Raw genomic sequence first — 14,145 nt, 5'->3', positions numbered from 1 at the left:
GGCACAGCCACCGCAGGTAGTGACTATAATAATGCACCCATCACAGTTAACTTTGCCGATGGGGAAATTAGCAAAACAGTCACAATTCCTCTGGTGAACGACACACAATTTGAACCAGATGAAACCATTAATTTAAGCCTATCTAATCCCACTGGCGGCGCAACATTAGGAACTCAGACAACAGCCGTTGTCACCATCATTAATGATGATGCACCCCAACCAGGAACGCTCAGTTTCAATACAACAAACTATACCGTTAACGAAAATGGTACAGCGAATATTAATCTAATTCGCACAGGGGGAAGTGATGGCGAAATTAGTGTTACCATCACACCCAGCGATGGCACAGCCACCACAGGCAGTGATTACGATAATTCACCAATTACAGTCACCTTTGGTAATGGGGAAATCAGCAAAACAGTCACAATTCCGCTCAATGATGACAGTAACTATGAGCCGAATGAAACCGTCAATTTAACTTTAACTAACCCGACTGGTGGCGCAACATTAGGCACACAACAAACAGCCATATTAACCATCATTGATAATGATGCTGTACCAGGGGTAATTGAGTTTAGTGATGCTAACTATGCGATTAATGAAAATGGTACACCAGTAACGGCTGTAACTTTAACTCGGACTAATGGTAGTGATGGTGCAGTTAGTGTCAGAGTTAACCTGACAAATGGCACAGCCACCGCAGGTAGTGACTATAATAATGCACCGATTACAGTTAACTTTGCCGATGGGGAAATTAGCAAAACAGTCACAATTCCGATTTTTGATGATACGATTTTTGACCCTAATCAAACATTTAATATCACACTCTCGAATCCTACTAATGGTGTAACTATTGGGAGTCAAAATAATGCTACTGTCACAATCATTGATAATGATAGTCCAACTCTCTCACTTGTTCTCAACGTAGATAAGCTTAACGAAACAGAGACAGCTACAGGAACGATTACCCGCAATACAGAGGATACATCGACTGAGTTAATTATTACCTTAGAATCCAGCGACACTACAGAAGCAACGGTGCCGCAGACTGTAACTATACCTGTAAATCAATCTTCAGTCAGCTTTACAGTGACAGCAGTAGGCGATGAAATTTTTGATGCAAATCAACAAGTAGCGATTACTGCTTCGGCGACTGGGTTCAACAGTGGAACAGATAACATTACAGTCAACAATATTGATTTACCAGATTTAGTTGTTAGTAATATTGTTGCGCCTGTTGAGGCATTTTCAGGACAGTCCATTGAAGTTGTATGGACATTGACAAACCAAGGTAATGCGGAAGCTAGCGGAACTTGGACAGATAACGTCTTGCTGTCGGAAGATGGGGTAGTAGGTAACGATCAACTTTTGGGTAGCTTTAGTTTTACTGGTAGCATTGCGGCGGGAAGTTCTATTGAACGTCGTCAGTTAGTCACTGTACCCTTAACTATCAGTGGCGATCGCACTTTAATCTTACAAACTGATGCGTATAACCAACTGCGCGAGAGTCAAGGAACCGAAAGCAATAATACCACAGTAGACGATCGCCCCCTGCAAATTCGCCTCTCCCCCTTCCCCAACCTGCAAGTATCTCATGTCACCGCTCCCCCCACAGCCTTCTCCAGTCAAGAAACGGTGGTAGAATGGACTGTTACCAATAACGGCACAGGAGCTACCAGCGCACCCTTCTGGTATGATCATGTCTGGCTATCCCTAGATCAGACCTTAGATAATACTGACACTTACTTAGGACAGGCGACTAATGTCAGCTATCTCAACGTAGGCGAAAGTTACACTAACAATCTGACAGTCAAGCTACCTAGAGGTATCGATAGTAATTATTACTTCCTAGTCAAGACAGACGCAAATAATAACGTCAATGAATTTGACAATGAGGACGATAACTTTGGATTTGGCGGCCCCACCGACATTAATTTGACACCACCACCAGACTTCAGAGTTACCACAGTCAACGCCCCGGCTCAAGGTTTTTCAGGACAACCGCTTACCTTAACTTGGACAGTCACAAATGAGGGGACAGGGAGGAACTTAGAGACATTCTGGTATGATGAAGTGTTCATGTCTGCGGATGATGTCCTAGATGCGGGCGATCGCTCTTTAGGAAAGTTCAACCGCAGTGGTACGATTAATTCAGGCTCAAGCTACAATGTCACCCAGACAGTAAATTTACCGATTGGCATTAGTGGCGATTTCTTCTTCTTCGTGCGGACTGATGCAGGTAATCAGGTTTACGAAAATGTCTTTGAAAACAACAACACAGGCTATGACACCACAGCCACCAAAATTAATCCCACACCACCGCCAGATTTAGAAGTTGAATTTGTTGATGCACCCACTACAGCATCAGCGAGTCGTCCCCTAACTATTAGCTATCGCGTTACCAACTTTGGCGCAACTCCTACCCCCAACTCCTTGTGGATTGATAGCTTCTATCTGTCAACAGATACCGAACTAGACCCGAACACAGACCTCAAGCTGGGTGAACGGACTCGCTTTGGGGCATTAGACATCGGTAATGGATACGATAACTCTGCTACCTTTACCCTACCTAATGGCTTAAGTGGTACATATTATGCCTTTGTGGTAACAGATAGCGGCAATACAGTTTTTGAATCGAATAACAACAATAACATTGGCTTCAATAACACAGCAATTAACATTTTATCTCGACCTGCTGACCTGATAGTTTCGGCTACCGCACCAACCACAGCCGAAGCAGGTAAAGCCATCCGGGTAGAATGGACTGTAACTAACCAGGGTATTGGCGATACGGCGGTTACTAATTGGACTGATAGGATAGTTGCATCTAGTGACGCGGTGTTGGGTAATGCTGATGATGTCCTGTTAGCCAGCTTTAACCGCAATAGTTTACTCAATCCTGGTGGTTCGTATTCACGTCAAGAATTAGTTACCATTCCCTTCAACTTAGTTGGTGATTACAACCTATTTGTAGTAACAGATGCCAATAACAACGTATATGAAGCTACAAATGAAGGCAACAACTCAACAGTACAATCCCTGAGCATCACACGGCAAACTCCAGACCTGCAAGTTACAGAGGTGAGTGTTCCCACCACTGCCTTGTCAGGACAAACCTTAACAGTGAACTGGACAGTTAAAAACTTCGGCACAGGAAAGACAAACCTTGATTCCTGGTATGACGAAGTTTTCCTTTCAACTGATGCAGTAATTGATGGCAATGATAGATTATTGGGTAGAGTATACCGTTCTGGAGGGCTAGAAGCATCGGCGGAGTATAGCGTGACTCGCAGCTTTAATTTACCGCTAGACTTCCAAGGTGAATTTTATACTATTGTGCGGACGGATAGTGGCAATTTCGTCCTAGAAACTCCCTTTGAAAATAACAATAACCTCGCAAGTGCTGGTACTACTAACATCGCTTTGAGTCCTGTGCCAGACTTGGTTGTGGCGAGTGTCGATGCTGCTAGCACTGGTATTAGTGGTCAGTTGTTGAATGTGACTTGGACAGTCAGCAACAATGGGGCGGCAAATACAGGTAATCGTTCCTGGTATGATGCCTTTTACTTGTCCCGTGACCAATTCTTTGACCGCAGTACCGATACATATATTGGTTTCCAAGCCCGAACCCAAGATTTAGCAGCAGGAGCTAGTTACACTGATACAGCATCCTTCATGATTCCGCAAGGATTATCTGGGCCATTCTATGTATTTGCGGTTACAGACAGTAGTAACAATATCAATGAACGGAATAGCGAACAGAATAATATTGGCTACGATGGCAACTCTACAGAAATTAGTCTGGCACAACCTGCCGACTTAGTAGTGGGAACAATCACGATTCCGGTTAATGGCGTACCTGGGCAGAATACAACTATCAGCTATACGGTGACAAACCAAGGGGCAAATCCGGCTTTGGGTAGTTGGTTTGATGCGATTTACATCTCTGCGGATAATCAATGGGATGTGGGTGATGCGTTGTTTGGTAGAGTGGAACACGTTGGCAATGTGGCTAGCGGTGGTAGTTATAGTAAAACTTTAACAGCTGCTTTACCTGGGTTATTGCCGGGAAATTATTATGCGATCGTTCGTAGCGATATTCGCAATCAAATTCCTGAATCGAATGAAAATAATAACATCACAGCGTCCCTGAATCAGTTTGCGGCTGATGCGGAAATATTAGACTTGGGAACTGCGGATACTGGCACTTTAGGACAAGGACAAGCGGCTTACTATCGGGTTGATGTCGCTGCGGGTGAAACGTTGCGGGTGAAGTTTGATAGTGCTTCCACCACGGCGGCGAATGAGTTGTATATCCGCTATGGCGATATGCCAACTCGTTCTCAATATGATGTCGCATTTTCAGCCGCTTTATCACCAGACCAAGAAGTGCTGATTCCCAGCACTCGCGGCGGTACTTACTATATTCTCGCTTATAGCAGTGATGTAGGTGGTGGTGCGGCTAATTATAGCATTGAAGCTGATGTTCTTGAGTTTTCTATCAGCAGTTTAGGAACACATCGCGGTAGCAATAAAGGACAAACCACTGTCAAGATTGCTGGCGCGAAATTTACACCAAATGATATTGTCAGTTTAATTGCCACAGATGGAACGCAACGACAAGCTAGTAAGGTTTGGTGGAAGAATAGCACGGAATTATGGGCAACCTTTGACTTACAAGGGCTAAATACTGGAGCTTATGATGTCAAGGTCAATAATAGTCATCAGACAGCGATTTTAGATGATGCTTTCACCGTGACATCGGGGGCTGTTGGTAATCTAGAAACACAATTAGAACTCCCCAGTGCTTTAAGACCTGGACAGGGAGGAGTTGTTACCATTAATTATGTCAATACGGGAGAAACAGATATTCTTTCTCCTATACTGATCCTGAATAGTGAAAATGCTAACTTACAGTTACCTAACGGCGAATTAAAATCCAGATATCAATTTCTGGCTGTGGGTTCCGAAGGCCCGGCGGGAATTCTCTCTCCAGGAGAACGAGGAAGCTTGTCCCTTGTCTTTCAACCTACAATTGGTGCAGGGAATAGCGTTAATTTCAGGTTACAGGGTGTGACGGGAGGAGACCAACCTTTTGATTGGTCAACTGTCAAAGAAAATGCTCGTCCTAGCTTCATTTCACCACAAGCATGGGATGGAATTTGGAGTAACTTTACTGCTGCTATTGGGCAAACTCCTAGCCAGTATTTAGCTGCTGTCACAGATAATGCCAACACCTTTAGTCAACAAGGACAGTCAATTAGTGATATTTCTACGTTGGTTGGGGCAGAACTCCAGCAAGCGAATAATCTTCTGTTAGGCGATATATTAACCAGTCAGGTTGATGCTAGTTCCCCAACCCCCGGACTGAGGCTGAGTATGGGGCGGTCTTTCCAATCTACCTTTGATGGACGGTTAATATTAGGGGAGTTTGGTTATGGTTGGACTCATACTTGGAATATTACCGCCCGTCCTGATCAACAAGGCAATGTTACGCTTCTACAAGCGGGGAATATTCGCCTGTTTGACAAACAAACAGATGGCAGTTACAAAGGGCTAACAGGAGACAATGCCACTCTGTCACTGATAGGCAACACCTATCAGCTACGGGAGAATGACGGCACAGTGTTTGTCTTCCGGGTTGATGGCAAACTTGATTATATCGAAGACCGTAACAGCAATCGCATCACCGCAGGTTATACCAATGACCGCCTGACGAGTTTAACTCATTCCAATGGTGATTTCTTTAGCTTCGCCTATAATGCACAAGGACGCATTAGCCAGTTAACAGATGCAACGGGTCAAATTACCACTTACATCTATGATGCTAGTGGTGAACATCTGCTAAGTGTTACTAATGCTGAAGGTACGGTATCTTACACCTACGATGACAGTAACAACCTGTCCCTAAAAAATGCCCTGCGTTCCCTAACCCAAGGCAACGGTACTGTTTTTAGCTTCGATTATGATAGCCAAGGCAGGTTAATACAAGAAAGTGTCAATGGGACTCCTCAAGCCAGCTATAGCTACGACACCAGCACAGGAATTACTATCACCGATGCCACAGGAGCAAAGTCTCAGATATTGCTGAATGAGTTAGCACAACTCGCTCAATGGGAAGACGCTTTAGGAAGACGCACTCAATACCACTATGATGCTCAAGGCAACCGCATTCAACAAGTTGCACCCAACGGCACAACCTCTGTCTTTAGCTATGATCATCAAGGGAATTTAATCAAAATTGTGGATGCTGTAGGGCAGAAGGTTGAATTTACCTATGATGATCAATTTAACAACCTGTTAACAGTCAAAGATCAACTCGGCAATACCATCACCTATGGTTACGACTCCCAAGGTAATTTAAACTCAATCACTTATCCTGATGGTAGTCAAGAAACCTTGAGCGTTGATAGTCAGGGCAATATTACCCATTCTGTTAACCGTCGCAACCAAACGATTGAATACACCTACAATAGTCAAGGTTTATTAACCCGTAAAGACTATGGCGATGGCACTAGCGCAACGTTTACTTATGATAGTCGGGGTAACTTACTGTCTGCGACTGATGCTGATAGCAGCATTACCTATACTTATGATGCGGCAAATCGCCTGACTAAAGCAACACAGGAAGATGGGCGGTTTGTTGAGTATAGCTATGATACGGCTGGTCGTCGCAGTCGGTTAACAGACCACAATGGCTTGACTGTGAATTACAGCTATGATGCTGATGGCAGACTTCAAAGTTTAACAGATGGTAATCATGCCACCATTGTGACTTATACTTATGACCTGACTGGGCGTTTAGTCAGAGAAGACAATGGTAATGGCACTTATACCACTTATAGCTATGATGCGGCTGGACAACTGCTGAGTATAGTCAACTATGCTGCTAACGCCACAGTTAATTCTCGCTTTGACTACACCTATGATAGTGTGGGTCGTCGTACCAGTGTTACTACCCTAGAGGGAACCACTAATTATGGTTATGATGCCACTGGTCAATTAACTTCTGTTGAACTTCCCAATGGACGGATAATTGAATATCGTTATGATGCGGCTGGAAATCGCATTTCTGTGAAAGATAGTGGTGTAACGACTAATTACAGTGGCAATAATCTCAATCAATACACCTCGGTTGGTAATGCGACTTATAGCTATGATACGGATGGCAATTTAATTAGTAAAACTGAAAATGGCGTTACTTCTACCTTTACTTATGATGTAGAAAATCGCCTGATTGGTGTCACTACTCCTGATGGTACTTGGACTTATGAATATAATGCTTTAGGCAATAGAATTGCCACTGTTTATAATGGTCAACGCACTGAATATTTACTCGACCCGACGGGATTAGTTGATGTAGTTGGTGAATATGATGGTTCAGGAAATTTAGTTGCTGCCTATACGCATGGTTTAGGGTTAGTGAGTCGCATTGATGGCACAAATGCTGTCAGTTATTATGATAGCGATGCGATTGGTTCGACTGTAGGTTTGACGGGTGCGACGGGAATTTATCTCAATCGCTACAGTTATCTACCTTTTGGTGAGGATTTAACAAAAATTGAAACTATTGCTAACCCCTTTGAGTATGTGGGTCAATGGGGGGTAATGGATGAGGGGAATGGTCTTGATTTCATGCGGGCGAGGTTTTATACCCCATTGGCAGGCAGATTTTTGAATCAAGACCCCATTGGTCAACTTGGTGGACTCAACTTGTATCAGTATGCAATTAATAACCCTGTCAATTTAGTTGATCCTTTGGGGCTGGATGCACGGGGATTTGCAGAGGGAATACGGAGAAGGAACGACGCACTATCAAGGATAGGTTCTGATGAAAACGCATTGCAAGATTACCGAAATGCTAATAATCAGATTAGTGAAAATGCTGGTGGTTTCGCTGAACAACTAGGAGGGCCAATATTAAGGAGACCTAGCCCTAAATCCTTATTTAAATGGGGTAAGCTGATCAAGGATCTCTTGGATGGAGGAGGTCTTCTTGAACCAAATGATCAAGATTTGGACTCTGGTAGCACTCCCATCATCCGCGCCATTGACCCCAACGACATCATTGGGCCAGCAGGCTTTGGTGAAGAAAAATGGATAACTGCATCCTCTACCCTGGCCTACACTATCCGCTTTGAAAACCTAGCCAGCGCGACAGCACCCGCCCAACAAGTCGTGATTACGCAACAACTAGACTCAGACCTTGACTTCCGTACTTACCGCGTCGGTGATTTCGGCTGGGGCGATTTGTACTTCGATGTACCTGATAACCGCGCCTTCTATAATGAACGTCTAGACCTCACTGCCACCAAGGGCTACTATGTAGATGTCAGCGCAGGTATTAATGTTACCACTGGCGAAGCCTTCTGGACAATTACTACCATCGACCCCAATACAGGCGAAATCCCAGAAGATGCCCTAGCAGGTTTCCTACCACCCAACAATGAGGATGGTGTGGGCGATGGCTTTGTTAATTACAGCATCCGCGCCCGTCGAGATGTGCAAACAGGAGCAATCATTGATGCTGAGGCGCGAATTGTCTTTGACACTGAAGCACCAATTGACACACCGCCTATCTTCAACACTATCGATGCAGGTAGACCAAGCAGTACAGTTAATGCACTACCAGCGACTACAGACACCGCAGAATTTCTGGTGAGTTGGTCAGGTAGTGATGATAACAACGGTTCAGCTTTAGCTAACTACACGATTTATGTGTCTGACAACGGTAGCCCCTTTACCCCCTGGCTAGAAAACACCACCCTCACCGAAGCTACTTACATCGGCGAACCCGGTCATACTTACGCCTTCTACAGTGTTGCCCGTGACAATGCAGGTAATAGTCAAGCCGTTCCTACCACTGCTCAAGCTACTATCCAAGTTCTGAGTAGTAATGTTCCCCCAGTTCTGGCACTGAATCAGGGTTTAACTCTCAATGAACAAGCTACGGGTGCGATCGCCAATACTCAACTACAAGTTACAGATGTTGATAATAGCACCACCCAAATTACTTACAGGTTAACTGATATACCAGACAACGGCGTACTTTCACTGAATAACACAGCCTTAGCAATTAACGACACCTTCACCCAAGCAGACATCGACAGTAACCTGCTAAATTATACCCACAATGGCAGTGAAACCACGAGCGATAGTTTCAGCTTTACCGTTTCCGATGGGAATGGTGGTACGATCGCTAACACCAGTTTCAACATTACTGTTAACCCAGTCAATGATCACCCAATTTTGGTGAGTGCGATCGCTGATCAATCTGCCACCGAAGACACCGCTTTTACCTTCACCATCCCAGAAGCTACTTTCTTAGATGTAGATGCCGGGGATATCCTCACCTACACCGCTACTTTAGACAACGGTGATGCTTTACCAACTTGGCTAACCTTCGATGCCGCAACCCGCACCTTTAGCGGTACACCAACGCATACTGCATCTGGCAGCTACAACATCACTGTTACCGCCACCGATACAGCCGCAGCCAGTGTCAGTGATACCTTTACTCTCAAAGTCATCAACCTTGTTAACGGCACATCCAACCGTGAAACCCTCTCTGGCACAGATGACGATGACATCATCAATGCAGGGGCAGGTAATGATACGGTCAACGGTGGTGCTGGTGATGATATTCTCGATGGTGGTACAGGTAGCGATCGCCTCATCGGTGGAGATGGCAATGACACCTACATCGTTGATAGCATCCGCGACGTAGTAGTAGAATCCGTCGGACAAGGTATAGATACAGTCAAATCCTCAGCTAGTTACACCCTCACCACCAACGTCGAACATTTAATCTTAACTGGCACAGCCAACATTAACGGCACTGGCAACGCCTTAGATAACACCATCACGGGTAACAGTGGTAACAACCTCCTCAAAGGTTTAGACGGCAATGATACCTTGATTGGTGGTGACGGTAATGATACCTTAGTCGGTGGTGCGGGCAATGATACCTTAACCGGGGGAGAAGGCACAGATACATTCCTCTTTGGTAGCGGTGCCACCTTTACTCAAACAGCCTTCGGTGTTGATACTATCACAGACTTCCACCAAGGCACAGATAAAATTGCCCTAAGTCAAGCCTCTTTCACTGCACTAAATAGTCTAGTTAACAGCAACTTACTAGCACATGAATTTGCCACGATTAACACGACTTTGGAGGATGAAATCGCCATTGCTGGAGTTAGCAATGCCAAAATTATCTACAACTCATCAACAGGCAATTTGATATATAACCAAGACGGTGCAACGACTGGTTTAGGTAATGGCGGCATATTTGCTAACCTGAGTGCTAATCTGGAAGCCAATGATTTCTTCTTACAATCTTGATAATTAGTCAGGTTTAACAATTGTATAATTAGCAAAAAAAAGCACAATAAATATATGTGGAAATTGACAGGTTTAGCAGTGGCAGTAGCCATGAGTTTTCTGACGGCTAACCAAGGGAAAGTTTACGCGGTAGCTCTTCCCAATGGTAGTTTTGAAAGTGGCAACTTTAACAACTGGACAACTATAGGTCAGACAACAGTTGAATCTGCCAGCTTTGGTATAGCACCTGCTAATGGAACTTACCAAGCCGTTTTAGAAACCCTCCAAGATGTCACAGGAATTAGTGCGAGTAATTTAGAAACTTTCTTAGAGTTATCTTCAGGTAGCTTAACTGATTTAGGAGTAGTTGAAGGTTCTGCTATCAAACGAGCCATTACTGTGAATGCTGGCGATCGCCTGACTTTTGATTGGAATTTTCTCACAGATCAAGTGCCAGCAGATCCAGATTATAATGATTTTGCTTTTGTAAGTCTTGGCAATATCAATCAACTGGCTAACACTAATTCTGTCAATAGCTTATCTTTTTCTCGTTTAGCGCAACAAACTGGATATAAATCTTACACTCACACATTCACTACAGCCGGAACTTATACTTTAGGGTTTGGTGTAGTTGATATGGGGGATGATACAGTTAATTCAGCTTTAGTTCTGGATAATCTCCAAATAACTCCTGTTCCTGAACCGACAACAATATTTAGTAGTTTGATGGTTGTAGGTTTGGGTTCTGCTTTCAAAATTAAATTTGTTCACAAGCGGAAACCGAAAACAAAATAATTGATGAGTCCAGCTTTTTTGAGTGTTGCCGTGGCAGAATCTAGCTGACAAAAGTCTCAGCTGTGAACTGCCGCCATTCAACTCTCTTTTGAATAGTTATCATATCTGTTGGGGTAGGGAACAGGAAGGAACTCTTAACAGGGAACTCTTAACAGGAAAAGAGGGAACTCTTAACAGGGAACAGGGAACTCTTAACAGGGAAGAAGAAAAGATCAGCATCGAAAACTTATCATAAGTAATTAGCCGGACATGATATAACCAGACATGATGCTGAGAACAAGCAGTTTGAAATTCGGGACTATTTTGGTAGTAAAATAATCAAACCCTGACTTAGTGAAGGTTTGCGGGTAAGATTTTCAAGGACATGAATTTGTCAAGTGATGAAAGAATTGGGTAATCAACAAATGGGGTTAGCTGGGGTAAGAATTATATTAGTAGAACCAGCAGGCCCGCTTAACGTAGGTGCAACAGCCCGTGTGATGAAGAATTTTGGACTAGAGCATCTAGTTTTAGTTAATCCCCAATGCGATCGCCTGTCAACAGAAGCGATGAGAATGGCAGTCCATGCCAAAGAAATTTTAGAATCGGCGGTAGTAGTCGATACATTACCCCAAGCCTTAACAGGATGCGTGAGTGCGATCGCCACAACAGGACGCGATCGCTATAATCAACTACCCCTAGAACAACCTAGAACCGCCTTACCTTCACTACTACAAGCCGCCAACCAACCCGCCGCCCTGATATTTGGCAGAGAAGACAGGGGACTGAGTAATGAAGAATTAAACTACGCCCAAAGATTTGTCCGCATCCCCTCCAGCCCCAACTATCCCTCGTTAAATTTAGCGTCTGCTGTTGGTATCTGCTGCTACGAACTCGCACAACCAGCCCAGATAGACGCAACTGCAACTATCACCACCACTGAACTAGCTCCCATAGAATTAGTAGAAGCATACTATCAGCAATTAGAATCATTACTCTTAAAAATTGGTTATCTGTATCCACATACAGCAAGCAGCCGGATGGAAAAATTCCGCCAACTATATAACCGCGCCCACCTGCAAACTCAGGAAGTAGCCATGTTGCGGGGAATATTACGTCAGGTAGAATGGGCAATTAACCAGCAAACTGAGCATTAAAGTCAGCAGCCGATAAGCCAAAGCGAAAAGTTCTGTAGCGTCAGTCTCGTAGTAATTGCCAGTAGAAGATTGACAGAATTATTGCCACAGTATTTAATATGGCATAAAGTAAACACAAAAATGCTACTAAGTAATAGTATTACACTGGGTACACTAGGATATATGGAAAAGAGTCTGGGGACTAGGGACGCATAGGCTAATAAAAGTTCCTTCTGCCTCCTGCCTCCTGCCTTAAACAACAATTAGAGTGGGTTACAAGGAGTAGCAGTGTCAGAGTCAAGTGACAAACTAAAAAATTTCTCGCGGCGACAACCTGTCAACCGTCGCCAACGTTTGCATAAAGTTGAAAAAGTAACATCAAAAAAACCAAAAGTTCCTAACCAGCAGCGTACCGCCAAAGGTTCGGTAGCAGTGACGCGCCTCAAACATCAGGTTATGCCTCCCCCAATGGCGGCTGGTGCTAGGAAGCCAAAACCAGGATTAGTCATGCCGACGGCGGTTAAACCCATACCCACCGTGACTAAGCCAGTGCCACCCTCTCGTGGAAATGTCAAGGGCAAAACAGTACGAGTGCAGAAACAGCCGTTGCCAAAAATGGTAAAACGAGTATCACGGAAAACCCGCTTAAAACCAATGGCGAGAGCCATACTATACATGATCAGGTTGTTGATTGTGGGAGTGGGCATTGGTGCGATCGTTGGTACATTCTTGTCCGTGTTAGATCCTGCAACTCGCATCCCTCCCACCACTTCCACAGCCGCAAATAACCCCAGAACTCAGTCCCCATCAACGGCAAACCTAGCAGCCGGCTTATACCTCACCCAAGAAATTACACCCTTGAAAAATGCCGTACAAGAATTGGCAGCAGCTAATGCCAATCTCAGGCCAGGGGTTTTCTTGGTAGATTTAGACACGGGCGGTTATGTAGATATCAATGGTGATAACAGTTTACCTGCGGCTAGCACCATTAAAGTACCAATTTTGATTGCCTTTTTCCAAGATGTTGATGCGGGGAAAATTCGCCTGGATGAAATACTGACAATGCAGCAGGATATGATTGCCGGTGGTTCGGGAAATATGCAATTCAAACCAGCCGGAACCCAGTATGCTGCTTTGGAAGTGGCTAAGAAGATGATTACCATTAGCGACAACACAGCAACTAATATGCTGATTGCTCGACTCGGTGGTATAGACGCAATCAATCAGCGTTTTCGCAGTTGGGGGTTAACAAACACAGCCATTCGTAATCTTCTACCAGACTTGTCAGGCACAAACACCACCAGTCCTAAAGAATTGGTGAATTTACTGACTTTGGTAAGTCAAGGCAAATTAGTCAGTATGCGATCGCGTGACCAAATACTTGATATTATGCGCCAAACAGAGCGAGATCATCTTTTACCCTCTGGTTTAGGAACAGGCGCAAGAGTATATCATAAAACTGGTGATATTGGTACTCTCCTGGCAGATGCAGGTTTAATAGACACTCCCACAGGCAAGCGTTACATAGCTGCTGTCATGGTACAACGTCCCAACAACGACCCCCGCGCCGAAAAACTCATTAGCTCAATTTCCCGCGCCGCTTACCAACAGTTGACTCAAAATCCTCCGACACCAAACAACACAACTAGCACCATATCCCCGACTAGCTATCAGCCGCCCATCATCACAGCACCAGCACCCGGTATACCTGTAGGCGGTTATCAATCCCCAGCGATCGCCCCTCCAGTGTCTCACAACATGGGTAGCACCCCTGCTGGTTTTCAGACTCCCATCATCAACCCACAATACTATCCCCCAAGATAAGGGATTGGGGACTGGAAAAAAATTTCTGTCATTAATTCTGGCTGAGTAGTTATACTTGGTTTAAACTGCTTTAATCTGAAAGCTACCC

The 14,145-nt window shown here is 44.5% G+C and carries 4 protein-coding genes; all 4 read left to right on the top strand.

The window, feature by feature from the left end; all coding sequences use genetic code 11:
- On the top strand, window positions 1-10,344 hold a 10,344-nt coding region (locus tag A3775_RS24380; protein WP_197480191.1), incomplete at its 5' end, for a CARDB domain-containing protein.
- 54 nt (window positions 10,345-10,398) lie between these two features.
- Complete coding sequence (locus A3775_RS17630) at window positions 10,399-11,118, top strand: hypothetical protein (RefSeq protein WP_066426057.1); 720 nt, start codon at window positions 10,399-10,401, stop codon at window positions 11,116-11,118.
- Window positions 11,119-11,522: 404 nt separating this feature from the next.
- The gene (locus A3775_RS17620) at window positions 11,523-12,254 is read left to right on the top strand and encodes an RNA methyltransferase (protein ID WP_066383588.1); all 732 of its coding nucleotides are present in this window, start codon (window positions 11,523-11,525) and stop codon (window positions 12,252-12,254) included.
- Between the two features lie 267 nt (window positions 12,255-12,521).
- The gene (locus tag A3775_RS17615; RefSeq protein WP_066383570.1) at window positions 12,522-14,057 is read left to right on the top strand and encodes a serine hydrolase; all 1,536 of its coding nucleotides are present in this window, start codon (window positions 12,522-12,524) and stop codon (window positions 14,055-14,057) included.
- The last annotated feature ends 88 nt before the right edge of the window (window positions 14,058-14,145 follow it).

The sequence above is a fragment of the Anabaena sp. 4-3 genome (genome assembly GCF_001597745.1).
Taxonomy (GTDB): domain Bacteria; phylum Cyanobacteriota; class Cyanobacteriia; order Cyanobacteriales; family Nostocaceae; genus Trichormus.
The sequence above is the reverse complement of the archived record's forward strand: the minus strand, read 5'-3'. Positions and strand labels throughout refer to the sequence as shown.

Coding starts and splice junctions, on each gene's coding strand:
- A3775_RS17630 (WP_066426057.1), top strand. CDS start 10,399: ATGTGGAAATTGACAGGTTTAGCAGTGGCAGTAGCCATGAGTTTTCTG.
- A3775_RS17620 (WP_066383588.1), top strand. CDS start 11,523: ATGGGGTTAGCTGGGGTAAGAATTATATTAGTAGAACCAGCAGGCCCG.